This is a genomic window from Paenibacillus rhizovicinus (assembly GCF_010365285.1).
Classification (GTDB): Bacteria; Bacillota; Bacilli; order Paenibacillales; family Paenibacillaceae; genus Paenibacillus_Z; species Paenibacillus_Z rhizovicinus.
This window is the reverse complement of sequence record NZ_CP048286.1, coordinates 2,938,421-2,964,335: the sequence shown is the minus strand read 5'-3', so window position 1 is coordinate 2,964,335 and position 25,915 is coordinate 2,938,421. Positions and strand designations below refer to the sequence as shown.

Here is a 25,915-nt window from a genome sequence, read left to right as displayed (position 1 = left end):
TTCAGTGAGGTAATTGTAAAATAATAAAGGCGCCTTTTCTATCGGCGCCGTGACCTTGCTGATGCTCCAGTGACTTTTTTTGCAGATTGCCGTGTTATTCATGTCAAACTCACGAGTTTCAGTCCAAAGCGGCTCCGATGCCGCGCCTGTACTCCTGGGGCGTTAGTCCTGTCGCTTTCTTGAACTGCTTGGAGAAATGCGAGAAATTGCAGTATCCGACACCGAGCGCGATGTCGCTGATCTTCGCGTCTGTCTCGATCAGCTCCTGCTGGGCTTTGCGCATGCGCATGTCGACTAAATACTCGGTGAGCGATTGACCGGTCTCCCGGCGGAACAATCGCGAGAGATAGGCCGGATTCAAATGCACATGGCCGGCGATTTCCTCCCGATTCATCTCCTCATGCAGGTGAGCCTCCATGAACCGTTTCACTTTGTTCATCGTTACGGAGGCTTCCTTCTCCCTGACGCCGAAGTACGCCGCGGCCCGGCCGAACCACTGCAGCGTCCAGTGCTTCATGGCGGGCAGCGACTTGGTCAGCTGGTCGTCTCCGCGCCAGTCATCGCTAGGGTACAGCTCGCCTGCGGATAGTCCGCGCCTCTGCAGCAGCTGGAAGATGGCGTTCACCGCGCCGTAATAATAGTGGATCAGGTAAGCGTGATCCGGCTGATCGTGCTGCAGCAGCAGAAACTGATCCTCGATTCGCCCCTCCAGCTCTTTCAGCCTGCCTGCTTCCGCGAGCGCGCTCCATTCCTGAAGATTCGGCTGCGGAACGCCGCATTTCTTCGGCTCTTTGCTGCCTGTGCTGCGGAACACGCCGCCGGTTCGGCTAATATTTGCCCGTTCCAGTTCGGCAAGCTGCAGCGCCGCTTGCCGCAAATCGGCAACAGGTACCGCTTCGCCGATGTAACAGGATACGATCGCATAGAGATATTGACTGCTCATGCGGATGAACTCCGCCGCGCGCTCCGGCAGCGTCTGCGCCCGCCCGGCGTCCGAGCTGCCGCCGCGAGCAGAGAAAACCGGAGCATTGGCATCGGCGTCGGAAGCAGCCAGCGCGCCGGAGGGGCCGTTCCCTGCTTCGCGGTCCGTATCCGCTTCAACGGAGGAATTATCCGGGTCCGAGTCGGGGGCATACAGCAGCGCGAAGATGAGACCGCTGCCGTCCTGCACGACATGGCCGGGCCGACCGCCAAGCAGCATTTCCTCAGCGGCGTTCTTGATGGCGTAGGCCATGATCTCCTCATCCCGGGCATTCCATTCGACCTTCCATTCTTCGACGCTGACGAGGATGGGGAGCACCTGCTTGCTTGTATCGAGCGGAAGACCGTATAGGCTGAAATTCGCTTCCAGCTCGCGGGTAGTAAAGGATCGTCCTTGCAGGATGTTCTGCCACATCCGCTCCACCAGCAGCGGAAGCTGGCGATTCCATTGGTCGTAATAATAAGCGTAGCTTTGATTGACGGCATCCTCGTGCTCGCGCTCGCGTACAGCGGACAACGCCTGTTCCACGCAGCTTTTCAGCATCTCATGGTCGATCGGCTTCAGCAGATAATCGAAGCTGTTTAATTGGACCGCTTGTTGGGCGAAGCGAAAGTCGGCATGGCCCGTCAGAAAAATCGTTTTTGTCGCGGGGGAGTGCGCATTCACCCATTTGAGCAGTTGGATGCCGTTCTCCATCGGCATATCAATGTCCGAAATCATTACATGGATAGGCTGTTCGTTGAATATTTGTTTGGCTTCCTCGGCGTCGAGCGCGCTTAGGATACGAGCCAATGGCAGGCCAGACCAATCGATGCCTTCCGTGATACCGCGGACGGCGATTTCCTCGTCATCGACGACCAATAAGTTATATTGCATGAGTGGTCACAGTCTCCTTTTCAGCGAGGGCGATCAAATCTTTCTCTACGGTAATTGGAAGAATGACGCGTACGCCAGCGCCTCCCCCTTCAGCGACATAGAGGCGAACGTTGGCTAAGCCATCGTAGCGCAGCCGCAGCCGCTGGATGACGTTCATGATGCCAAGGCCGCCGCTGTATTCGGCAGAGGGCGAAGCATCGCTGTTATTTACATGCTCGAGGATATCCGCCGGAAAGCCCGTTCCGCTGTCCTCGATCGCAAGCAGCAGGCACGCTGTATTGCCCTCATGAATTCTCTGGCCGCGAATCGTAATGGAGAAGGGCTTTCGGTGATTGGCGTAGCCGTGAATAATGGCATTTTCCACGAATGGCTGAACGGTAAGAGCTGGCAGCGCAAGCGATAGCAGATCAGGCGGAATATCAATATCGCAGGACAGCTTGTTCGGAAAACGGAATTTCTGGATATCCATATAATTGGCGATATGCTTTAATTCCTCTTCAAGCGTAATAAGGTCACGGTTGACTCGCATGATGAACCGGAAATAATCGGCCAGATGCAGCGACATTTTCTTCACGGAATCGGTATCCTTCAGCGCCGCGTAGTTATAGATGATATTTAAACTGTTCATGTAGAAATGCGGGTTGATCTGCGCCTGAAGCTGCTTGAGTTCGAATTTCTGGGCGCGCAGCTGCTCCTCGTACATCCCGATTTTCAATTCCTTGATTTGTTCCGCCATCGTATTGAACGTGTTGGCCATGAAAACGAACTCGATCGTGTTGTTCGTCTCGAGCCGGACGTCTAGATTACCGAATGTCAGCTTCCGCATGCCGCCGATCAGCAATTGCAGCGGCTTGAACAGCGTATGGCGAATGAAGAAGAGGTACAGCGCGAATATGAACACGAGACCGAAAGTCATGAAGTAAGTCGCTCTCTGAAAGAAGGGAAGCGATTGCAAAATATAGCTTTCAGGCACGAGAATGCTCGTGGTGAAATCCGCTTGCGAGCTCGGTCGGCTCATGATCAGGTATCGCCGTTTCGTCTGCGGATCTTTCACATAGCGGTAAGGCTCATCGCTTTTCAGTGCGCTTTGCAATGCGCTTTGATGGGCTAATGGAAACCAGTTGTTCTCGGTGTTGCCGTCTAGCTGTCTTCCTTCCGTGTTGAAAATCGCGCTTTGGCCAATCGCGCCATCCTTCCATTGAATCGACAACTCGCCGATCAGCTCGGAGACGGGAACGATCGCGCCTACATAGATCGCGCTGTCCGGTACCTCTTCGATACGAATAAGGAAATCACCGCTGTCGATGCTGCTATCATGCCATGTTTTCCAAACATGCGATTGCACGGAGTTGTCAGTGACGATAAACGGGAGTTGTTTGTGCAGCATCTCGTTCATGTTCCGATAGGACCCGAGCGTGCTGAAGAACAGATCCTGGGAATTGTAAACGAACAACGTATTGACGGGATTGTAGAAAACATTATCGCGCTGAAGTTTGTTCTGGATGCGGATTTTGGTCAAATAATAATCATCGGTTCCATATGGATAAGATGAAAGCAGGCCGATGTCATTATCAAGCACAGCCATTTTATTCACGTAATTGCTGATTTCATTCAAGGTGCGATCGGTCTTGTCGCCGAACATGTCCAGTGTGCTTCGATAGGTTTCGGACACCTTGTCCCGGACGACGTTCTTGGCATACAGCGTATTAGCGATGAGAAACACTACGACCGGCAGCATGACGAGGAAGAAGCTGATTATGAGCCGCGTTTTGATAGACCTTCTCAGTAGGAATGCCCCCTTGCAGCGGAAATTTACTTCTGGCAGGCGGAGGGAGTGAGCGGTGAATTTGCCTGTGCACGGATTGTAAAACGAAAACGTCCGGAACGCAAGCATGCCCTTTCAGCTTCCCGAGGGGAGCAAAAGGGCGTCGTTTGGTCAATCTGGAAATGAATTGCAGTTAACAGGACATGTAGAAAAGAGGTCAGAACCAGATGAACATCGAACGGAATAATCCGCGTTTGCGTGGTGAATTGGCGGCAGGGGCTTTCGTTTCCGCTTCGTTCTTGCGTAAGCCGTCCATAGAAGGGAGCGGCTGGCGGGCATATTCAACGGAAGCGGCAAGCTGTTCGATCATGCGGCGCAGCTCCTCCAGTTCCTCGCGATGCTGACGGATTTGCGCGTTGACGACTTCATCGGCCTTCTGCTCGAGGCGTTGCTCCACCTGGAGGATACGCGTCAGCATGTCGTCGTCCGCCGTCCGGAGCAGCTCGGAGCTTGCCGCCGTTTCGAGGAATGCTTCGTCAAGCCGCGGCTGCTCCATGCCCGGCGCCGGCAGCTTGATTTGCTCCATCGTTTCTCCCCTTTCAATGGCGGCCTTGATGAAGCCGAGCAGCTCCAGGTCGCGGTTGTTGAACATATAGTGACCGAAACGGTCTTTACGAAAAACAGCAGGATAATAGGAGGCCCAACGTTTGATCGTCGTTTGACTGACGTTTAGCGAAAGAGCAGCTTCTTTGCTTTTGACAGCAGCTTCCATGGCTAATCACTCCGCTTCCGTTTGGAATGAATAGGATATTCGAGGTGCGAAAGCCGCCTCCCTGCAAGGGTGACAAAGGTAGTGCCCATTCGCTAAACAAAGTGGTTTTACGCGTTTGCTCGCGTTGAAGCGAGGGTGTAAAAGAAGAAAACGGCGATTGCCGTGAGAGTAAGCCTAGTGATAGAGGTCATATGGAGCAGTATGGAGGAATATGGGATAGGATGTGGAAGTGTTGATTGGCTAGCAGATTACCGCGAGGGAGCGTGTGTTGAAAATGTCTACTCGATTGTTCGACCCGATGCAGCATCCCGAATGGATTTCGACGCAGAGTGCGGAGTGGCATGACCGAATTGCTTTGGAATCCGGGGTGTACAGCTATCCGTGGAAATCGGAGTTTGATGAGCCCAGGGCCGAGATTGTTTTGGCCAGCCAAATTGCAGCTTGCCTGAACGAGAACGCGCGCGTGCTGGACGTGGGCTGCGGTCATGGCGCTTTTACGAAGCAGTTTGCCGGAATGGCCGAAGAAGTCGTCGGAATCGATGTAATTGAAGGATATATTGCAACTGCAAACGCGGAGACGGCGGGTTCGGTCGCCTTTCATAGCGTAGACGCATTAAAGCCGCTGCCGTTCCATGACAACGCATTCGACGTTATCTATACGAAGAAGGGGCCCTGGTTGTTCGATAACGGATTGGAAGAGGGGCATCGCATCCTGAAGCCCGGCGGCATGGTACTTGGTTTGTACCATTGCGGAACGGACGGAGGATTCCGCGAATTGTTTAAGGGACTCTATCATCCGCTGCCCGATAATCATCTGGATGAGCTGAAGGTGAAGTTCGAGCTGCAGCTCTCCGAGAGTAATTTAGAGACAAGCGAACTACGGTTGTTCGAAGAGGTTGAATATCTTTCGCGGCCGGAAGATGTGCTGATCAAGAAATGTTTCGGACAGAAGGATACGTTGAAGGCCTTGGTCTGGGAGAAATGTTTGAAGGATGTCGAGGATATCTTCAACCAGAACTGCACGTCTCGGGGGCTTCGGGTGATTAACTATCATGCGTTATTGGCTGGACGCAAGGGGGATTGAGCGATTGGCGCCGCCATAAGGAGGGATAGATGCTAGGATCGTTGACATTCATTAAGGGGGAGTACGCTTGTACGAAATCGCAGGCTGCACGATTACTTTGGAACAGATGCAACGGTGGGCGGAAACATTTCTTCCCAGACAGGAACCGTTCTATATTCATTGCGATTACGAGCTAACCGGCTGGCTCCAATCATTGGGCTTACCAGTATACGACAGAGCGCAGTTTCTAGAGTCTGCCGGTCCGTTTATCGGCCAATATGGCGCCAATTATCACCACTGGCGGGTTCCAGCTGCTGCGTCGATTGTAATTCTCGAAGCGGCCCGACTAGCTGATCGAACATTAACGCGTAAGCTTTATGCCCATCAAGTCGCCCTTGGGCGCGGACAAGTGTACGCATTCGATTGGGTGAAGGATATCGGCGTGGATGTGCTGGAACACCTTAAGGAAAGTCACGGAACAGAGAAGGATCACATCATTCTTACTTACGATGCTTGGATGCAGCTGTCTGAAGAAATTCAGGTAGCGTGGTTGTTAAAGTGGTTGCTTGAGCGCGTAGAACCAATGGCTGTATCGATCGTGGAGTACGGTAATATTCCCGAACGTAGCGAACTGGCGGTAAGAGAACATGTATCGTCGTTCCCGCTAACGAGCGGCGCCAATTGCTTTTCGGCAACCGCTGGAGCCTATCTGGGAGAAGTGAATGTGATCGAGAACTGGATGGATGTTAAACAGTTCATCGATTCTTTATGTCGTGAAAGTTTAACGCGATGCGATACCATTTCGCAGGAGATGGAATGCATACGAATACGTCCCCATGATGTCCTCGTTTGGGAGAACGTTCATGGGGACGCTGTTCACGCTGCATATGCCGTAACGAATCCATTCGTATTCAATAAGATGGGGCAGTTTTGGTTTCAGCCCTGGCAGTATGTCCGTATCGATCAAATAATGGACTATGCCGGCTGCTTATCAAACGGCGGGTGCATCGGCATCTATCGTGTCCAGGACTAAGTTGAATAACGTGCCGTGCACGGCGTTGACCGAGCTCGGAAATGGAACAAGAATCGCATTCCGCCGCCTCTGTCGCCGCCTTGCAACTATCTGCTTAATGCTGCCTCTTTAATGCCGCCCTGTCTAACCTACCTCATTATTGCTTCGCCGCTGACTCGCCTCCGTCCGTCGTTGCATCGCCGGCCGCCGTGCTGTCCGCGGATGTACCTCCGTCACCGGCCGCCGCCTTCGAAGATCCCGATAACCCGTTCAAGTCGATGAACGGCGTTGCCCCGCCCGTAACGCTCGGCAGCTTGCCGTCCCATTTCTCCACGGCCTGTTCTTGCACCTCGATCTGCTTCAGTTGAATCAGCTCCGGCGTCACTTCCTGTTTCTTCAGTTTCAGCGACTCCGCGTCCGCTTGAGCCTGCGCGACTTTCTGCTGTGCTTCGATCTGTACGCGTTTCAGGTCGTTCTCGGCCTTCAGTGCCTGCTGCTGCGCGACCTGCTTCGCCTCGATAGACTGGTCGAACGCATCGGAGAACTTGAAATTGACGATATTAATGTCGTTCACGACCAGATCGTATTTGGCCAGCCGCTTCGTGAGCGCGTCGCGCACCTCGCCGGCGACGATATCCCGTTTGGCGATGAGATCCTCCGCGGGGTAGCGGGCCGTTACTTCTTTTACGATTTCTTGGATCGCCGGATTGACAATGACATTATCGAAGGAGCCGCCGATGTTGTTCATCAGCTTATAAACGGTCGCCTTGTCAACGGAGTAGTTGACGGCCACGTGCGTCGATACCGGCTGCAGGTCTTTGGACGACGCGGACGTATCGGTCTCCGCTTTCGTCACCTGCACGTTGACTTGTATAATCGATTGCACGAACGGGATTTTGAGATGAATGCCCGGAGACAGCGCGTTATCGTTCAGTTTGCCGAACGTTTTGTACAGGCCGACATTGCCGTACTGGACGGTAGCGAACGAATTAATGACGACGATCAGCACGATGAGAAGAAGCACGGCGGTCCAGATGATACCCTTAAGTTGAAATCTCGGTTTTCTCACATTCGGTTCCACGACTTGCATTGTAACCCCTCCCTAGTATGGGCCCAAGCCAGCGGCTCATGGGCGCACTTATGAAATGATACGCCGGAGGGAGGCGAAAGTGGCAACAATTTTTGGTAAAATAAAGCTAACATGCCGGAGGTGGATTGATCATGGAACAGGAACGACAGGTAGAAGAAATCGCGCAATGGATGCTGGAAGAGCTGAAGTCGGCGGGTAATCTGCATCAGGACCGAGCGGTGGCGTACATTCGGGAGAACTACGGGGATGCGTTCATCTACATCAACGAGAACGGCAACGTCTCGATTGATAAAGAAGTGAAGAAACGGTTCAAAAAGCTGCACGCCGGGCGCGCAGCTTGGGAACGGGACGGCTTTTTCTGGGCTTGGGTGTAGGTTGCCGCGCAGCTAGACCTTGTAATCGATACGGCCGTCGGCCCAGATGACGAGCGGCTTGCCGGGACCGTCATACTCGACTTCCCCATGCGTGGAGAAGAACCAGGTCTTGCTGTCCGGCGCGTCTGCCGGTACGAAGAAAATATTCAGATCGTCGCGGTGGCGGCAGACCGCTTCGGCCAGCGCCTCGTCGGGAACCTCGATACTGATTTTCCAGCCTTCGCGCCCTTCCGCGGGCGTGATCGCGAACGGTGTATCGTGCTTTTTGGAATCCAGGAACAGCCTGCCGCCAACGGTGTGACGGATATACAGATGATGCATCATAACCCCTCCTTGACAGCTTAATTATCGCACACTATGATACTTACATAAAGTAAGTAAATAAGCAATGGGTTTGTTCAAGGTGAATAAAAGACCGATTAAGGAGCGTGTTCCCGATGATAAACGTTTACCCGGCCTCTTCCCGTTTTTCCGGCGATCTCGGCTGGCTTCAATTTAATTTTAGTTTCTCGTTCGCGGATTATTACGATCCGGACAATGTGAATTTTGGACCGCTGCGCGTTTTTAACGAAGATTACATTCAGCCGTCGCGCGGCTTCGGCATTCACCCGCATCGCGACATGGAGATCGTTACGGTCGTCATGAAAGGCGAGCTGAAGCACGAGGACAATACCGGCGGTTCGGGCATTATCCGTCCCGGCGAGGTGCAGCGGATGACGGCGGGCTCGGGCATTCTTCATTCCGAAGTGAATGCGTCGGACACGGACGTGGCGAATTTGCTGCAGATGTGGTTCATGCCGGAATCGAAAGGGCTGACGCCGTCCTACGAGCAGAAAGCCTTCGATACGCAGGCGATGAAGAATTCGCTGCTTCCGATCGTTTCGAATGCGATTCAGGGCGAGTCGATGGTGAGCATTCATCAAGACATGACGATTTATCTCTCCGCGCCGGAAGCCGGGGCGACCGTCTCGTATGAAGGCAGCGCGGACCGCAAAATCTTCCTCTTCGTCATGTCAGGCGAAGTGACGCTGAACGGCGAACATACGCTGGGCAGAAGCGACTCTGCGCGCATCACGGACGTGGCCCGGTTGGACGTTCGCTCGTCCCAGGGCGCGCAGTTTCTGCTGATCGATTTGCCGTAACGATCGAGATGGGGAATGCCGGTGCCGCTTGATGGATTCTATGCAGCGGTTAGAAGGAATCTGTCGGCCAGCACGATCATTTGAATAAGCCGTCTCCGTCCCGTTAACACTGGAATGTAGGATGATAATCGTACGCGAGGAGGGAACGCGGATGGAGTATACACCGGCGCAGCTGGATCGTCTGGTATTGGCCCGGCTGCAGCAATTCGAACAAGAGCTTCGCGAGGAATTGTCCGAGGATATCGTCGTCGTCGCCTACGAAGCATCGAGCGATACGGAGCAGGCTGGAAATCGCGAATAAAGGGATCGTTAGATGGAAGAGCAGGCGCGAACTGTAACAAGTTCGTGCCTTTTTGCTTATTTCGGGGGCAGGAATTGCCTTTTGGGCCGACGAAAGAAGTAGGCAAGATGGGCAGAGTAAAGGAGCAGAAGATCGAAATGCGGTTGCGAACAACAACAATGCTGGCACTCGTCTGCGTAATCTTGATGGCCTGCATGCTGGCGGGCTGCAGCAAGAGCGAGACGCCGCTGACGTATATGGACAAGGTCGGATCGACGAATTTGAGCGGGGAGAAAGGCGGGCAGGTCACGCTCGGCATCGACGAGCAAGCGCTCGTGAAGCAGATGGGCAAGCCGATTCGGACGCTGAATGACGGCGGGCGAAGCTTTGTTTTCATGTACGAGGAGTATCAGTACACGTCGATCGACAATACGATCATGGGCTATATGATCGGACCGGAATCCGCGACGGCGAAAGGGCTGAAGCTCGGTAATGCCAAAGCGGATGTCGTGAAGCTGTACGGCGATGATTTCTACACGAGAGCCGAGAAAGGCTCGTCGGCCACGATCGGCTATATCGACAAAACCGCCAAGGTCGCGATGGAGATCGAGCTGAAGGATGACCTCGTGAAGAATATCAGCGTGACGATGCTTAGCATGTACGAGTAGGGTGAACAGAATCGGAACGAGAACGGGTCGCCTCGATATGAGGCGGCTTGTTTGTTTTGCAGCGGCAGGCGGAAACCTAGTGCGGGATGCTATTCATATTCCGTTCATTTTGTCATGGCATGCTTCTCGATGTCGACGATCAACGAACAATGTACAACAAGCAACAAACAAGGAACAACAAACAATGTACAAGTCGAGAACATCATTCATAACCCTAGAGGAGCTGGTCTTCATGACTGTAATAAACGAGACGATTCAAAAGTGGAACAACCGCCGCATTGCCATTATCGGCGGCGGGCCGGGCGGATTGATTTTAGCCTTAATTCTCCAGAAGTATGGCATTTCGGCGGTCATCTACGAACGCGAGCTGCTGGATGCCAACAGACAACGGGGCGGATCGTTGGACATTCACGAGGATTCGGGACAACTGGCGCTCAAGGAAGCGGGGCTGTTCGGACAATTCGAAGCGATTGCCCGCTATGAAGGCGAAGACTTCCGCTTGTTCGATAAGCATGGCAGGATCTTTATGGATGAAACGGCGGATGAAGCTCAGAAGGGCGACCGGCCGGAAATCGACCGCGGCGAATTATGCGAACTGCTCTTGGACGCGCTGGAACCGGATCGTATCCGTTACGGGTATAAGCTGCTTGAAGCGGTGCCTGTGGCAGACGGCAAGCATGAGCTGCATTTCGAGAACGGGGAGCGGGAAATCGCCGATCTCGTCGTCGGCGCCGACGGTGCGTTCTCCCGCGTACGGCCGCTGCTTACGGATGCTGCGCCGGAATATTCCGGTCTCAGCATGGTGGAGCTGTCCGTCGATACCGCAGCCCATCCGGATCAGGCCGCCTTTAACAAGCGCGGCAAAGTGTTCGCGCTGCACGACGAGAAAGCGATTCTCGCGCAGTTGAACGGCAACGGCAGCATTAAAGTGTATGCGAGTTTCAAGGCCGAACGGGAATGGCTCGATGCAGGAGATATTCCGTTCGATCAGCCTGTTGAAGCGAAGCGGAAGCTTCTGGCGCTTTTCGGCGATTGGGATGAATCGCTGCGCAATTACATCGCGTATGCGGATGAGCTGCTGCTGCCGAGACGGATCTATATGCTCCCGATCGGATTGCGGTGGAACCGCAAGTCCGGGGTGACGCTAATCGGGGACGCGGCGCATTTGATGTCCCCGTTCGCGGGGGAAGGCGTGAACTTGGCCATGCGCGATGCGCTGGAATTAGCGCTGGCGATCGTTCGCAATGACGGGATCGATGCCGCCATCGCCGCCTATGAACCGAAGATGTATGCCTACTCTTCCGAATCTGCCGAACAGTCCGACGATAATCTGAAGCTGATGTTCGGCGACGATGCAGCTGCCAGGTTGAAAGCGGAGTTCGATAAGTACCATGCCATGGTCGAGCAGGCTGAACAATAAGCCGGGGCCGGCTAGTGCACCCCGTGCTGGACATTTCATGTTGTGCCTGAATCTTCGTCACTCACCCGATTCAGGCATCCGCTCTACTGCAAATACTGCATTCCAATTAGTATGCGCTCCAGCCGCCATCCGCCGTGACGACCGTGCCGTTAACGAATTTGGCGTCGTCCGATGCGAGGAACAGGGCGACGCTCGCGATATTTTCCGGCTCGCTCGGCGCCGTGCGCTGCAGCGCCATGCCTGCCATCGCTTGCTCGAGTCCGTACGGATCAGGCTGCGATCCGCCAAGGCCGATGCTGGTCGCGACGGCGCCGGGAGCAATCGCGTTGCAGCGGATGCCGAGCTTGCCGTATTGGAAGCCTACGTTCTTCGTCATGCCGACGACAGCATGCTTGGACGCCGTATAAGCAATGCCGGCGCGCGAACCGAACAGCCCGCCGACCGAAGCGGTGTTGATAATCACGCCTTGGCCTTGTTCTTTCATGATCGGAATCGCCTTGCGGATCGCTCTCATCGGACCCGTCACGTTAATGTCGATGACTCGGCTCCACATATCGTCTGTAACAGCCTCCGCGCTCATCATCGCATCCATCACGCCTGCGTTATTGACGAGAATATCGAGCTTGCCGAATGCCTCGACCGCGGTGTCGATCATGCGGGATACGTCGGCTTCGCTCGTGACGTTGGCCGATACGCCTTGGGCTTGTCCGCCGGCTGCCGTGATTTCTCCGACGACCGCGTCCACGGCGGATTGATTAATATCTGCAACGATGACGCTTGCGCCTTCTTTGGCGAACAATAATGCCATAGCTTTGCCCATGCCGGATGCCGCACCTGTGATGACTGCGCTTTTGCCTTGTAATTTCATTCCGAATCATCCTCCCTTGAATGGCGAATCGTTGTGATGCGAACGTCTTGACGCTTATAATAGTAGCAATTCCGTTACCGATACAGCTGACACTTAACGACGAAATGTCGTGTAACCATGAAATGACGAATTTGTACCGAGTTGGAGGAAAGAGGATGAATAAGGTCGCGCATGAATCGGACGCCAGAGCGGTTCGTTCCCGCAAGCAATTGAAATCCGCGCTGATCGCGCTGCTGTCCGAGAAGCCCTTTAATCAAATCCGTACGAAAGAGATCGCCGAACGCGCCCAGATCAACCGGGTCACCTTCTACGACCATTTCGCGACGAAAGAAGAGCTGCTCGACGAACTGATCGACGAGGTGCTGACCGAATACGCCGAAATCATCGAAGGCGCTCCGACTTCGATTCATGCGGATCCTTCCGTCCAGCTCGTGCATACGATCCGGCTTTCCGTCCGGCATATTCAGAAGCATGCGGAATTCTACCGCATCATGCTGTTAACGAGCGGCGTGCCCGATCTGACGAACCGGCTGCATGACCAGATGAACCGGTCGCTGCATCTGTCGTTCGCAAGGTCGAAGGAAGCAACCGCCGAGATCGACCACGACCTGTTCATCGCTTGGATTATCGGCGGGGCGATCGGCGTGTACAAGTATTGGCTGCAGAACGGCATGCGGCAAACGGAAGAGGAAATTACGAAGCAGATGCTCCGTATCACGCTGGCATCCAGGCATGTCTTCAACGTCCGGCGATCGATGTAAGCAAGCGGAAGCGGCGCTGTCCGAAACAACGTACATCCTTCTAAAATAATAGGGGCCGCCCCGACGTCAAAGAATTGACGCCGGGGCGGCCCCTTCCTGCTATTCGATCAAATCCACGTACAGCGGACCGAACGTCTCTTCCTTGCCGCCGGCAGCGAGCTTCAGCTCCAGCGTATCGCCGTCCGCAAGCGGGCCGACGCCTGCCGGCGTGCCGGTGTAGATAATGTCGCCGGCGCCGAGTCCCATGCGCGTGCCGATGAAGTCGATCAGCTGCTGCAGGGAGAAGATCATGTCCCGCGGCGAGCCGCTTTGCACGGTTTCTTCGTTTTTCATAAGGCTGAAGGTCAAGTTCTCGAATGCTTCTCCACCCTCGAACGGCTGGAACGGCGCCAATACGGCGGAGCCGATGAATCCTTTGGCCAGCAGCCAGGGGTGGCGCTTCTCCTTGAGCTGCGACTGCACGTCGCGCGCGGTCAAGTCGATGCCGAGCGCGATGCCGTCGATGAGCTCGTCCGCTTTCATGCCCGGCTTGTATGCCGTTCGGATCCGAACGACAACCTCCAGCTCGTAGTGAATCTCCCCGATCGTGCCGGGCAGGGCAAGCTTGCCGCTTGCCGGATGCAGCGCGTGCGTCGGCTTGGAGAAGATCATCGGCTCCTCCGGAACGTCGTTGCCAAGCTCCTTTGCGTGCAGCGCGTAATTGCGCCCGACGCAGTAAATATTGCGGATTTCTTCCATATGAACGATCTCCTTCATCAGCGTAGGTCTATTTTTCCATCCTTCTTTCATGATAGCACGAAGGTGGGAAAACTTCATATTCGGTCCTCAGCACCTTAAAAAAGCAAACCTCATCCCTTGATTTCGCGCATTGTTGAAAACAGGTTGGTACATGATAATAAGCGTATATTAACCCAAGGGGGATTCAAAGATGGTTAAAAAGTCTACAAAAACAGCCGCGATTGCACTGACGGCGGCAGCGTTGCTTCTAGGCGCGACGGCATGCGGTAACAAAAACAACGACAACAACAATACAAATACCGGCAATGCAGGCACGAACGCTGGTACGAACGCGGGCGGCGCGAATACAGGCGCAAGCGACGAGAAAGTTACGATCAATTTCCAAAACATCTACCCGGATCCGGCGACTCCTTCCTACAAAATGCTCCACGCGATCGTGGACCAATACCAAAAAGATCACCCGAACGTAACGATCGCGCTCGAGTCCATGAATACGGACCAACAAAAGCTGAAATTGAAGACGCAAGCGGCTTCTAACACAGTGCCGGACATCACGATCGTGAACCCGTCCGCTCAACTGCAGCCTTACCTTAAGGTTCTTGCTCCACTGAACGACATGCTCGATAAGAATGGCCTGAAAGACACGTTCCAAAAAGGCCTGCTCGATTACTACAGCGCTGACGGCAACACATACGGCGTGCCGGACGGCAACAACATCGAAGTCGTCTACTACAATAAAGACCTGTTCGCGCAAGCGGGCATCACGGCTCCTCCAACGACGTTCGATGAATTCTTGGCGGACGTGAAAGCATTGCGCGCGAAGAACATCACGCCGATCGCCGAAGGCGAGAAAGACTCCTGGACGGGTTCGTTCCTGTTCATGAACATCCTGCTTCGCACGAATGGCGGCCCAGGCTTCCTGCAAGACGTCGTTGACGGCAAGAAAACGTTTAAAGATCCAGCGTTCATCGAGGCCGTTACAGCTATGCAGGATCTGATTCAAGCCAAAGCATTTGAAGAAGGCGCAACGTCCATCGACTACAACACGGGCGGCAACATCTTCAAAACAGGCAAAGCGGCTATGATGATCATGGGTACGTGGGAAACCGGCGCGGTCGACTCTTCGGCTGTAGGTCCTAAAGTAGGCGTATTCAAATTCCCAACGGTTAACGGCAAAGGCGATCCGGACCAATACATGCTGGCGCCAGGATCCGCATTTGCGATCTCCGCTAACAGCAAGCACCTGCAAGCAACGAAGGATTTCCTGAACTACTTCATGACGGAAATGCCGAAGAAACAATTCGAACTGAAAAACGCGGTCGGCAGCGGCCAAATCATTGCCGGTGACTTCAAAGCGGCTGGTTACTCGCAACTGCAGCAAGACGTGCTTGAAATGTTCAAAGGCGTTAAAGGCGGCGACATCTCGTTCGATAACACGATGAAACCGGCCGTAGCGCAAGCTCACCTGAGCAGCATCCAAAACATGTTCGTACAGAAAGTAGATCCGGCTGCAGTAGCTGCCGAGCACCAATCCGCATTCGACGCTAACAAGTAAGAATCGTCCAAAAACGCACCGAAGTCGGTGGCGGGCAAGTCGCTTCGGCGGCTCTGCCCGCCCATTGGCTTTGTCCTACGAAGCAGCATCGCGGCGGCCTTCACGGAAGCCGTGATCGTTGCTTCATACTTTTCCATGAATCAGGAGGCAACCCCAGTGAATGTTTTAAAAGTACCGGCCCGTACAATCGCAGTATTCGTCCTGCCGTGTCTACTTATTTACATCGGTCTCGTGTTTGTTCCCATCATCGTTTCGGTTTACGACAGCACGCTCGAATGGGACGGCATCAATGCGGCGAAGCACATCGGGATCGATAACTTTAAGACGATGTTCGCGCACGACGCGCACTTCTGGCCGGCTGTCCGACACACCCTGATGTACGCAGTGTTCTCCATGCTTGAAATTCCGATTTGCTTGTTTATCGCGGCATTGATGAACCGTTATGTCAAGAAAGCGAACACGCTCGTCTCGCTCTACTTCGTACCTGTCGTTCTGTCCACCGTCATCATCGGCCAATTGTGGAAAACAGTCTACAACCCGACGGAAATGGGCGGTATGCTGAACGGCATTCTGAACTCGTTAGGTCTTGACAGCTGGACGCACAACTGGCTCACGGAGCCGAAAATCGCGATGTATTGCCTGTATATCGTATCGTTGTGGCAATATTTCGGTTATCACCTGCTCATTCAATTCACGGGCGTGCAGAACATCCCGCAAGAAGTGTACGAGGCTGCCAAGATCGACGGCGCCGAGGGCTTCAAATCTGACTGGTACATCACGTTTCCAATGGCCGTTCCGATCTTCAAAATTTCTATCGTACTCGCGTTTATCGGCTCTTTGCAGTCGTTCGACCTCGTATGGGTCATGACTGGCGGCGGTCCCGCGCACGCGACGGATACGATTGCGACGCTCATGTACAACAGCTCCTTCACGTCCTACCAATACGGTTACGGAAGCGCTCTTGCTACATTCCTCGTTGTCTTGTGTCTGGTCGTTACGGTTATTATCAACGCCGTGTTCAAAAAAGTCGAAGAGAAGTACAGCTAGAAGGGAGAACGGCAATCATGAAGTCAATATCCAAATGGGTCGTGTATTTGCTTCTGGCGATCCTCGTTATCACGCAAATTTATCCATTGTTTTGGCTGGTTCTGTACTCGCTCAAAACGAACGATCAGATTCTCGGAGGCAGCTTCTTCTCGATGCCGACGACGCCGCAATGGGCTAACTATAAAGCCGCCTACACGAGCGGACATTACTTGCAATATCTCGGCAACAGCGTGCTCGTTACTTGCGTGACGCTGCTGTGCGTCATCGTCTTCAGCTCGATGGTCGCTTACGCGATCTCGCGCTTTAAATGGAAATACGGTCCGATCGTCACGCTCATCTTCCTGATGGGCATGATGATTCCGATGTCGGCGACGCTGCTGCCGCTGATGGTCATCTTCAAGAACATTCACATCCTGGATACGCGCTGGGCGCTCATTCTCCCGTACGTCGCCTTCTCGACGCCGATCTCGGTCTTCATTCTGAGCGGCTTCATGCGAGGCATTCCGGCCGAGATCGAAGAATCGGCGTTCATGGACGGCGCCAGCGTTTATCGGATCTTCCGCAGTATCATTCTGCCGGTATCGGTGCCGCCGATCATGACGGTCATCATCTTGACGTTCATTACGATTTGGAACGAATACATCATGGCCGCGACGTTTATCTCGTCGGAGAAGTTGAAAACTCTCCCGTTCGGCATCTACACGTTCGTGAGTCAGTACAACGTCAACTACGGTGCAATCGGCGCATTCCTTATCCTCGGCGCGCTGCCGGTATTGCTCGTGTACTTCATTCTTTCCGAACGCATTACGAAAGGTATGGTAGCGGGAGCGGTTAAAGGTTAAGCTTAGAGGGTTACTTACACAGCGTGAAGTATAAAGGGTAAGCAAGAAGGAATGCTGCCTTGGAAAGGCGGTAACGGCGTGACGCGCGGTTTTCATTCCATACAATATCGACTGTTCGTGCTTTTCCTGGTGAGCATGTCCGCGATCGTGCTTACGGTCAGCGTCCTGTACTACAACCGAACGACGGTGCAATTTCATGAGAAGATCAGCAGCCTCTCGAAGCAGAACGTATCGCAGACGGCAGGCCTGTTCGATCTTCTTCTGAAAGGGTATGACAGCTTATCCAAATCCGTAACCGGCAATACCGACCTCACTCGCATATTGAGCAATCCTCAAATCGACAGCCCTGCTGTCGATTATTTTAATGAGCAGGCAATTACCAATATATTGGGAGCCGCGTTCTTGTCGCAGGAGGACATCATCGGCATTCATGTGCTGACGGATAAAGGGAAAGTCTATAATTACGGGAATTATGCCAATGTCATTAATCCGGAGTACAGGTCGACCGGCTGGTATGGCGTGATCTCGGCTTCGACCGGCGATATGCAGTGGCTCGGCGTGTTCGATCATTCCATCATCGATCAGGTCGACGACCGCGACGTGTTCGCGTTCGGGCGGCCGATATACGATCTCAACAATCATCGGCCGATCGGCGTAGCCTTGTTCGAGACGGATCCGCAGGCAATCACCGCCGCAATGGACAATTTGAAGCTCGGCGCGCACAGCGAGGTTTTCCTGATGAACAGCAAGGGGGATATTATATCCGCTACGGCTTTCCATTGGGACCCCGCTTGGCTGGCGAAACTGCCGCGTCCGCAGAACGGCGTGCCGGTCGTCGAGGAGCATGACAAGCGGCTGGTCGTCGCTTCGCAGCTGCCGTTCGCGGATTGGACGGTGCTTAGCGTGACGCCGGACCGGGATCTGAACGTGGAGTTGACGGAGACGAAGCGATTCCTGATCATCGTCGGCGCCATCCTCGTCGTGTTCTCCGTGCTGCTCGCGTCGATCTTCTCGCGCACGCTCTCGTCGCCGCTGAAACGGTTGATTTCCGAGATGAAGCAGGTCGAAATCGGGAATTTCCGCGGCTCGCTTAACGTAACGTCCTATCGGGAAATCAATATTCTGGTCGCGTCCTTCAATCAAATGGTTAATCGGATCGCGGAGCTGATCGAGCGGGTAAAGGTATCCTCGATCAGCGAGAAGAATGCGGAGCTTCAGGCTTTGCAATCGCAGGTCAACCCGCATTTCCTGTATAACACGCTCGACATGATTTATTGGATGCTGGACGAGAAAGGCCATGACCGGCTCGGGGAAGTCGTGCTGTCGCTATCCCGGTTGTTCCGCTACAGCAGCCACTGGGTGGATGGCGCGGCCGTCACGCTTCGCGAGGAAACCGAACAGATCGAGCATTATTTGACGATTATCGTAACCCGCCTGGAAGGGCGCTTGACGGTCGACGTGGATGTCGGTGAAGCGTGGTCGAACATCGCCGTTCCCAAAATGACGCTGCAGCCCGTGATCGAAAACGCCGTGAAGCACGGCCTGGAGCCGCTTGTCGACCGGGCGGGGGTGCTGCGCGTCTATATGGAGGAAGAGGATCGCCAGCTGCGCATCATGGTCGCGGATAACGGTATCGGCATGGATGCCGCGACGCTCGCCGAGCTGAACGCGACGCTGAAACGGGCGAAGGACGACACGGTCCAGGATGTGAACGAGGAATCGGAACGGCAAGAGGGCGGCATCGGTCTGGTCAATCTGCAGCGGCGCCTTCAGCATATGTTCGGCGGCGCGTACGGACTGGAATTAATCAGCGAACGGAATCGCGGGACGACGGCGATCATTACGATCCCGATCCTGCCGCAGAAGGAAGGAGGAGCCTTGCATGGCAGTGAACATCCTTATCGCGGATGACGAGAGCGTTATCCGTGAAGGTGTTAAACGCACGATCAAGCGGGCTTTTCCCGCTTATACGATCCATCTGGCCGGCTCGGCCGAGGAGGCGGTCGGCATCCTGGAAAGCCGGCCGATCGATATCGTGCTGACGGATATTTTAATGCCGGGCATCAACGGTCTGGAATTCATGAAGATGTCGCGCCGCAAATATCCGCAGGTGAAATGGGTCGTCATTTCGGCGCATTCCGAATTCTCCTATGCCCAGGAGGCGGTGCGGCTTGGCGCGCGCGACTATCTGCTTAAGCCGATCGGCAAGCAGCGGCTCATCGAGCTGATGGAGCAGTTGGCCCTGGAGACGCAGGCGGAGACCGAGATGTCGCTGGAAGGGGATATGCTGCGTCAGAACTTGAAGTATCTGCGCGAAGCGGTGTTCCAGCGGCTTGCGACGGGGCTGGATATCGGCAACCTGGACATTGCGCCGATTTTTGAGAAATATCCGAACTTCCACCTCGTGCTTGCGCACATCGAAGAGGCGGTCAAACCGGTACATCTAGAGCATTTTATTATCGAGAACGTGCTGTCTGAACTGGTGGACCGGCATGGCCAGGGGTTCGTCGTCAATTTCGACCGGCAGACCTTGCTGGCCATCGTTCATTTCTCGAACCCGGCGGGCGTAGAAGCGATGCTCACGGAGCTGAAGACGCATCTCCGCCACTATCTCAAGGTGCCGTTCCATATTACGCAGTCCGGCACGATCACCGACTTTCAACGGATCGCGCAGGAAGTGAAGCGGCTGCGTCAAGCTGCTTCCATACCCGGCGCGGATCGGACCGAGGGCAGCAGCGACCATGCTATCGACGTGGCGCTGCAGTACTTGAAGGCGCACTACAACGAGGAGCTGTCGCTCGAGAAGGTGGCGTCCGTCGTGTTCCTGAATCCCATTTACTTCAGCCAATTGTTCAAGCAGAAGACGGGGCAGGGGTACAAGGAGTACGTGATAAGCCTGCGCATTGAGCAGGCGAAGGAGCTGCTGCAGCAGCACGGTTTGAAGCTTGCGGACATTGCCGAGCGGATTGGCTATGGGGACGTCCGGCATTTCACGCAGGTGTTCCGCAAGAAGATGAACGTGACGCCTACGGAGTATCGGCAGCAATTCCTCGCGGAGCGGTGAGGGGGCGGGGCCCCTTTGACCCTCCTTTTTTTTATTTAATAACGTTTAAAATTAGGTCAAAAGCGTTCTACAACCTTTTAAAAGCGGTTCAAAACCTTCAAAAAGCGTTTCACAACCCCCTAAATCCCCTTGCCTAAGGGGGACCCCAGGGGCTCCGTCCCTGGACCCGGAAATTTGTCGTGTGTGCTACATTGGCTTTCTTCGAACTAACGTTTGAGGAGGGCTCGTTTTTGTCCGCATGCGGACACACTTTACTTTTCTTAGTGTCTAGGTCAGAAGCTTTCAAAAGCGGTTCAAAAGCGTTTCACAACCCCCTAAATCCCCCTTGCCTAAGGGGGACCCCAGGGGCTCCGTCCCTGGACCCGGAAATTTGTCGTGTGTGCTACATTGGCTTTCTTCGAGTTACGTTTGAGGAGGGCTCGTTTTCGTCCGCATGCGGACACACTTTCAGGCGGCGTCCTTATTAGCTATTGGCCAGCCATCAGTTGAACGCTAGCCGCTTTGAATCATGTCTCCGATGCTAACGAATCGAGTTGGCGTTATTTGCCCTTATATTCTGCTTCTTACATTCTAACGAATCCCAGCAGCGCTAGTTGGCCTTTTGGACCTGCCTGCGAGTCATTTTTGCCTTAATAAGGCGTGCTGGATTCCTTAGCCGGATTCAGATGATTATTTTGTTGGTATAAGACGTATACGGTTCGTTAGAGTCGGCAGCACATCTTTCCTAGCCATACCCTAAAGTGTGTCACACCCCCTGGAACTCCCCATGCATAAGGGACCCCAAGGGTTCCGCTCCGCCCTGGGCCTGGAGGTTGCCGTGCCCGCCATCCCGGCCTTCTTCGAACTGACGTTTGAGGAGGGCTTGTTTTCGTCCGCATGCGGACACACTTTACGTTGTGCGTTCTTCCTTACTATTTGCCTGAAGTTAGCTTGAAGTCGGATATAACTTCTTTATAGATGTATCTAGTCAGTGTTTGTTGAAATGATAGACATATCGTCATATTTTGACGGCTGAATGCGGAAGGTAGTAATTACGGTTCACCTGGGTCCGACGGAAAGACCACATGTAGTAGTTACATGGCCTTGCATAGCTTCACCAGCCGTGCGGGTTGCCGGCCGCTAAGGCCCGTCGGTTCGCGCAGATGTTTTGCAACAGGTTCCCTCATAGTGGTATGGTGTAAGTAGCAATCCTAGGAGGAAGAATATGGCGAACGAATCGAAGAAAAATAAACATTTTGCCAATATATCGCTCGGGGTGATGGCGGCTGGTTTTGCTGCGACTATTCCGTTCCGCGGCGGGGGACTCGGGCTGCTGCACGCGGGTTTTGAAGCCGGCGTCATCGGGGGGCTTGCGGACTGGTTTGCGGTGACGGCGCTGTTCCGCCATCCGCTGGGCATTCCGATTCCGCATACGGCGCTGCTGCCGCGCAATCGGAAGAAGATGTCCGAGGGCATCGTGCGCGTGCTGGAGGACCGGCTGCTTGCCAAAGAGAGCATGCTCGAGAAGCTGAAGCAGTTCGAACTGATGGGGCAGCTGCTGCCCGCCGTCCGCGGCGCGCTGCATTCGGCGGTGCACAGTGAACGGCTTCCGCATCTATTGGAAGGCGTGGTTCGCAGCGTCGACGCGGAACGCTTCGTTCCGATGCTGGCCGGAGAGATTCAGGCGGCCGTGCGGCGGATCGATCTCGAGGCCGCGCTTCGCAGCTTCCTGCGGAAGGCGGAGGAGAACGGCATGGACGAACGGATGCTCGACATGCTGTTAGAACGCGCGGAAACGTGGGTTGCCACGGAAGGCATGCGCCGCGAGCTCGGCAGCGCGGTCATGACGCTCATTAAAGGGCTGAACCTGGGCGGCCTGATGGCGTTCGCGGTCAATGCGTTCGTCGGCTACCTGGAAGAGGATAAGCTCGGAACGATGCTGCAGTCGTTCATCCTTGCCAAGATCAATGAGCTGAAGATCCCGGACACGCAGCGCCGGCTTGTCGTCATGAGCAAGCTGCGCGAAGCGCTGGACCTGCTGATTACGCAATTGGCGGCATCCGGCCAGCTTGACGCCATGCGCGACGAGCTGCTGAACGCTTTCGATATTGAAGGCGAGCTGTACAAGCTGGTTGAGCTCCTGCGGGAGAAGGGAATCGACTTCCTGCACGGCGAAGCTTTTACGACGACGACATGGCCTTTTATTGAAGGGTTGATGAACCGGTTCGAAGAGAACGAAGCGCTGGTCGACGATGCCGAGCAATGGCTCAAGGGCCAGGCCGCGGCGCTGATCGAGCGCAATCATGTGCGGATCGGCTCCTTCGTCAGGGAGAACCTGGACCGTCTCGACAACGACCAGCTCGTCGAACTGATCGAAGACAAGGTCGGGCAGGATTTGCAGTGGATCCGCGTGAACGGTGCGCTATGTGGCTTCCTGATCGGCCTGCTGCTGCGGGGCATCGAGATGGCGACCGGAAATGTCTAATCTAGTGTACGTGGAAGGCCGAAGCGGATGCGTGCAGCCGGATTCCTTGATCATTTGGCAGGGAATAGGCGAATGCGGCGTTGATCGGCCTCCGCTGCTGTCCGATTTTGCGAAAAACAGCCATATAGTGAGGATGCGGGAGGATGCTGGAGATCGCTTCATTTGTAAGCGTTATATCTGGCACGGTTGACTGCATACGCGAGCGGAGTGCGTACGAACTTCCTTTACAAAAGGCGACGGCAAGCGTAACATACGATTCGTGCTTAAACGATGTAATTGATCACGCTGAATTTCCGAGCAGTGGAAAACGGGGGAACCAATGGCATGCCAAGTATCTGAAGATCTTCTTCGGAGCTTGCGCCTGGGGTGAATCCTGAGCAAGGCAGCCGCGGCCGCCAAGCTCGGGTAGGGCAGCTCTCAAGTCCGAATCCGACAGCTAACCTCGTAAGCGATCCGAGAGAGGCGACGAATGTGCGTGCAAATGGACACTTTTTTATATCTGTGCCAAGAAGCCGCGAGGGGCGTTCCTCTAGATAGAGGCCGTTTTTCGTTGGCTTCTTTTTGATGTTCGTTTTCATATGGAGCATAAGTTTCAAGGAAGAATGTAAATTTATAGGTATAGGGCAGGAAAGGGGCTTGTTGTTATGGCCGGCTACCGGCGTAAAACTCCGGAGGAATTGTTATTATCCATTTCTAAAATCCATCGCGGACGACTAAAAATCTATATCGGCGCCGTCAGCGGCTCCGGAAAAACCTATCATATGCTGCGCGAGGGGCAAGCGCTCAAGCAGCAGGGGATCGAGGTAGTCGTGTGCGCCGTTTCGACGATGCGCCGTCCGGAAACCGTTGAACAGCTCGCGGATTTAGAGCGTATTCCGAGCATCCATTGGATGAAAGGCGACGTGGAAAAGAAGGATTTGAATTTGGATGCGATCGTGGAACGCAATCCGGAAGTGCTGCTCGTGGATTCGCTGGCGCATGAGAACCGTCCGGATGCGAAATTTCCGACCCGGCGTGAGGATATCCGGTATTTGCTGAGCCTTGGCATCAGCGTCATCACGACAGTCAACGTCTACGAGCTGGAAGGCGTGACGGAGCAAGCCCAGAAGCTGACCGGCATTGCGCCGGAATGCACCGTGCCCGCCGATTTGCTGGAGCTTGCGGACGAGGTGCGCCTTATCGACGTGTCGCCGGAGACGATATTGAATCGGCTCAGCGAAGGCCGGCTGAACAACGTGAAGGACCCGGAACTGCTGAAGCGCGGCAATGTCGGCAAGCTGCGGGAATTGACCCTGCGCCTGGTGGCGGAGGGCGTGAACGAGTCGCTGGAGAAATACCGCGAGGAACAAGGCTTTATCGGTCCTTCCGGGGCATCCGAGCGCATCTTGGTCGCGGCGCAGTACCATATTAATGGTTCGATCTACATTCGGCGCGGGCAGCAAATTGCCAAGCGTCTCGGGGGCGATCTGCAAGTCGTCGTCTTCACCGACACCAGCCAGGAACCGACCAAGGAGCGGGAAGCGTTCAAGAAGTCGATCCTGAAGCTGGTCGAGAAGATCGACGCGGGTTTCCGCGAAATCGCGATCTCGGGCCGCAAGCAAGTGCCGCGGGCGTTGATCCGTTACGCGATGCTGATTAACGCGACCCGGATCGTCATGGGCCATTCCAAACAGACTCGAACGGAAGAGCTGCGTCAGGGCTCTATCGCGCGCGCCCTGTTGAAACAGACGCGCAATATCGATGTGTTCTTCATGGCCGACCGTGCGGAGCATGAGGGCGAGCGGGTGCTGCCGGTGAAACGCGCGGTGTCGAAACCGCCTTCCGAGCCTTACCGCCGTTTGAGCGAGCAGGAAGTCGAGAAGAAGATCGAAAGCATCCGGCGCGGCACGTTCAAGGTGTACGTTGGCGCGGCGCCGGGAGCGGGGAAAACCTATATGATGCTGCGCGAAGGCAATGATTTGCTTCGCAAGGACATCGATGTCGTCATCGGTTACGTGGATACGCATGGCCGGGCGGATACGGACGCTCAGGTCGGCCGGTTGACGGCTATTCCGCGGATTGAAGCCGGGGAGCGGGGGACCGAAGAAATGGACGTTGCAGCCATCATCGCCCGCAACCCCGAGGTGGTGCTGATCGACGATCTGGCGCACGCCAACGTCCCGGGCAGCCGCAACAAGCGCCGTTATGAAGATATTCGCGAAATCCTGGATGCTGGCATCTCGGTCATTTCGACGATGAACGTGCAGCATCTGGAGAGCTTGAAGGACGCCGTGGAACATATTACGGGGACGATCGTGAGTGAAACGGTGCCGGATCAATTTCTCCGTCTGGCGGACGAAATCGAGCTGATCGACGTTGCGCCAAGCGCGCTGCAGGAGCGTATGCGGGACGGATTGATCTACAAGGCGGAAGATGTGGAAGGCGCGCTTGCCGGCTTCTTCAAGACCGGCAATCTGATCGCGCTCCGCGAGCTTGCGCTGCGGGAGATCGCCGACGATGTGGATGAGCGCTTGGAGTCGTGGGAACGCCACGGTTCGCTGCGCGGTCCTTGGCGCCGGCACGAGTCCATCTTCGTCGCGGTCACGACGGGCAAGAACGCGGAACGCCTCATTCGCCGCGGCTTCCGTATCGCTTACCGCCTGAAGGCCGATTGGCATGTGCATTACGTGCGTCCCGAAGGGGAACGCTCGGCTGCCTGCGATCAGCGGATCGAGGAGATCAAGGATCTCGTCGACCGGCTCGGAGGGACGTTCGAAGCGGAGCAGGGCGTTACCGCGAACCGGATTCCGGATGCGCTGCTTGCGAAGGCGAACGGGCTGAAGAGCACGCAGATGATTCTGGGACAGTCGGGCCGCGGTTTCTGGAGCCGGTTGAAGCAGAAACCGGTCATTGATACGATTTTGCGCGAAGGCCGTCATATGGATGTCTTGGTCGTGGCGGACTTTAATCCGAATATGGCATTAGGGGAAGAAGAAGAGTAGTAGAAGATAGGCGTTGGAACGTTAGGCGTCCGGTTCTGCAGCGAGCGTGCTGCGGATCGGGCGTCTTTTTTGTAGATTATATGTTAGATAATCTAACATTATTTCTGGAAATGAATTGAATACCCGAACTTTCCTTGATAGAATTGGCTTA

22 protein-coding genes and 1 riboswitch are annotated in these 25,915 nt (G+C 54.7%); of the genes, 15 read left to right on the top strand and 7 right to left on the bottom strand.

All coding sequences use genetic code 11. From position 1 onward, the window contains the following. Positions 1–118: 118 nt before the first annotated feature. The 3 genes from GZH47_RS13245 to GZH47_RS13235 form a co-directional block, all read right to left on the bottom strand. Entirely contained in the window at positions 119–1,858 is a 1,740-nt protein-coding gene (locus GZH47_RS13245) for a response regulator transcription factor (RefSeq protein WP_162640516.1), read from the bottom strand. Next, positions 1,848–3,596, bottom strand: a complete 1,749-nt coding sequence (locus GZH47_RS13240) for a sensor histidine kinase (RefSeq protein ID WP_225446472.1) — start codon at positions 3,594–3,596, stop codon at positions 1,848–1,850. The genes GZH47_RS13245 and GZH47_RS13240 overlap by 11 nt, the downstream gene beginning before the upstream one ends. A 244-nt stretch (positions 3,597–3,840) precedes the next feature. Next, entirely contained in the window at positions 3,841–4,395 is a 555-nt protein-coding gene (locus GZH47_RS13235) for a MerR family transcriptional regulator (RefSeq protein ID WP_162640514.1), read from the bottom strand. 274 nt (positions 4,396–4,669) lie between these two features. On the opposite strand from GZH47_RS13235, the gene GZH47_RS13230 reads away from it, so the two are divergent. Together GZH47_RS13230 and GZH47_RS13225 are read left to right on the top strand one after the other, a co-directional pair. Continuing rightward, positions 4,670–5,479, top strand: a complete 810-nt coding sequence (locus tag GZH47_RS13230; protein ID WP_162640513.1) for a class I SAM-dependent methyltransferase — start codon at positions 4,670–4,672, stop codon at positions 5,477–5,479. Positions 5,480–5,546: 67 nt separating this feature from the next. Then, complete coding sequence (locus GZH47_RS13225) at positions 5,547–6,491, top strand: hypothetical protein (RefSeq protein ID WP_162640512.1); 945 nt, start codon at positions 5,547–5,549, stop codon at positions 6,489–6,491. A gap of 136 nt (positions 6,492–6,627) precedes the next feature. Here the strand turns inward: GZH47_RS13225 and GZH47_RS13220 are convergent, their stop codons facing one another. Then, positions 6,628–7,560, bottom strand: coding sequence for a prohibitin family protein (locus tag GZH47_RS13220; RefSeq protein WP_162640511.1), 933 nt, complete (start codon positions 7,558–7,560; stop codon positions 6,628–6,630). 131 nt (positions 7,561–7,691) lie between these two features. Here GZH47_RS13220 and GZH47_RS13215 point away from each other — a divergent pair, with 131 nt between their 5' ends. Continuing rightward, positions 7,692–7,934, top strand: a complete 243-nt coding sequence (locus tag GZH47_RS13215; RefSeq protein WP_162640510.1) for a DUF6953 family protein — start codon at positions 7,692–7,694, stop codon at positions 7,932–7,934. 12 nt (positions 7,935–7,946) lie between these two features. Here the strand turns inward: GZH47_RS13215 and GZH47_RS13210 are convergent, their stop codons facing one another. After that, positions 7,947–8,258 carry a hypothetical protein gene (locus tag GZH47_RS13210; protein ID WP_162640509.1) on the bottom strand — a complete coding sequence of 104 codons (312 nt, stop codon included), beginning with the start codon at positions 8,256–8,258 and terminating at the stop codon, positions 7,947–7,949. A 113-nt stretch (positions 8,259–8,371) separates the two neighbouring features. Between GZH47_RS13210 and GZH47_RS13205 the strand changes: the two genes are divergently transcribed. The 4 genes from GZH47_RS13205 (at position 8,372) to GZH47_RS13190 (ending at position 11,444) form a co-directional block, all read left to right on the top strand. After that, complete coding sequence (locus GZH47_RS13205) at positions 8,372–9,076, top strand: pirin family protein (RefSeq protein ID WP_162640508.1); 705 nt, start codon at positions 8,372–8,374, stop codon at positions 9,074–9,076. Between the two features lie 151 nt (positions 9,077–9,227). Beyond that, positions 9,228–9,377 (top strand): hypothetical protein, encoded by a 150-nt coding sequence (locus tag GZH47_RS13200; RefSeq protein ID WP_162640507.1) that lies wholly within the window; start codon positions 9,228–9,230, stop codon positions 9,375–9,377. 107 nt (positions 9,378–9,484) lie between these two features. Then, on the top strand, positions 9,485–10,024 hold the full coding sequence (locus tag GZH47_RS13195; RefSeq protein ID WP_162640506.1) for a hypothetical protein: 540 nt from the start codon (positions 9,485–9,487) through the stop codon (positions 10,022–10,024). 232 nt (positions 10,025–10,256) lie between these two features. Continuing rightward, complete coding sequence (locus GZH47_RS13190; RefSeq protein WP_162640505.1) at positions 10,257–11,444, top strand: FAD-dependent oxidoreductase; 1,188 nt, start codon at positions 10,257–10,259, stop codon at positions 11,442–11,444. Between the two features lie 106 nt (positions 11,445–11,550). Here the strand turns inward: GZH47_RS13190 and GZH47_RS13185 are convergent, their stop codons facing one another. Continuing rightward, a complete protein-coding gene (locus GZH47_RS13185; RefSeq protein WP_162640504.1) occupies positions 11,551–12,312 on the bottom strand; it encodes a glucose 1-dehydrogenase in 762 nt (253 codons plus the stop codon). Between the two features lie 155 nt (positions 12,313–12,467). Between GZH47_RS13185 and GZH47_RS13180 the strand changes: the two genes are divergently transcribed. Continuing rightward, positions 12,468–13,073 (top strand): TetR/AcrR family transcriptional regulator, encoded by a 606-nt coding sequence (locus GZH47_RS13180; protein ID WP_162640503.1) that lies wholly within the window; start codon positions 12,468–12,470, stop codon positions 13,071–13,073. A gap of 99 nt (positions 13,074–13,172) precedes the next feature. On the opposite strand, the gene GZH47_RS13175 is transcribed toward GZH47_RS13180, so the two are convergent. Then, a complete protein-coding gene (locus GZH47_RS13175; protein ID WP_162640502.1) occupies positions 13,173–13,811 on the bottom strand; it encodes a fumarylacetoacetate hydrolase family protein in 639 nt (212 codons plus the stop codon). A gap of 190 nt (positions 13,812–14,001) precedes the next feature. On the opposite strand from GZH47_RS13175, the gene GZH47_RS13170 reads away from it, so the two are divergent. The 7 genes from GZH47_RS13170 to GZH47_RS13140 all read left to right on the top strand — a co-directional run bounded on the left by GZH47_RS13170 (position 14,002) and on the right by GZH47_RS13140 (position 25,764). Continuing rightward, positions 14,002–15,366 (top strand): extracellular solute-binding protein, encoded by a 1,365-nt coding sequence (locus GZH47_RS13170; protein WP_162640501.1) that lies wholly within the window; start codon positions 14,002–14,004, stop codon positions 15,364–15,366. A 156-nt stretch (positions 15,367–15,522) separates the two neighbouring features. After that, positions 15,523–16,413: a carbohydrate ABC transporter permease gene (locus GZH47_RS13165; protein WP_162640500.1), complete on the top strand. Its 891-nt coding sequence runs from the start codon at positions 15,523–15,525 to the stop codon at positions 16,411–16,413. A 17-nt stretch (positions 16,414–16,430) separates the two neighbouring features. Continuing rightward, entirely contained in the window at positions 16,431–17,255 is an 825-nt protein-coding gene (locus GZH47_RS13160) for a carbohydrate ABC transporter permease (RefSeq protein WP_162640499.1), read from the top strand. Positions 17,256–17,306: 51 nt separating this feature from the next. Next, a complete protein-coding gene (locus GZH47_RS13155) occupies positions 17,307–19,166 on the top strand; it encodes a sensor histidine kinase (protein WP_404823784.1) in 1,860 nt (619 codons plus the stop codon). Next, positions 19,144–20,319 carry a response regulator gene (locus tag GZH47_RS13150; protein WP_162645229.1) on the top strand — a complete coding sequence of 392 codons (1,176 nt, stop codon included), beginning with the start codon at positions 19,144–19,146 and terminating at the stop codon, positions 20,317–20,319. Before GZH47_RS13155 ends, GZH47_RS13150 begins: the two co-directional genes overlap by 23 nt. 1,204 nt (positions 20,320–21,523) lie before the next feature. Beyond that, entirely contained in the window at positions 21,524–22,783 is a 1,260-nt protein-coding gene (locus GZH47_RS13145; protein ID WP_162640498.1) for a DUF445 domain-containing protein, read from the top strand. 273 nt (positions 22,784–23,056) lie between these two features. Further along, positions 23,057–23,250: riboswitch (cyclic di-AMP (ydaO/yuaA leader) on the top strand. Between the two features lie 177 nt (positions 23,251–23,427). Then, positions 23,428–25,764 (top strand): histidine kinase, encoded by a 2,337-nt coding sequence (locus GZH47_RS13140; RefSeq protein ID WP_162640497.1) that lies wholly within the window; start codon positions 23,428–23,430, stop codon positions 25,762–25,764. The last annotated feature ends 151 nt before the right edge of the window (positions 25,765–25,915 follow it).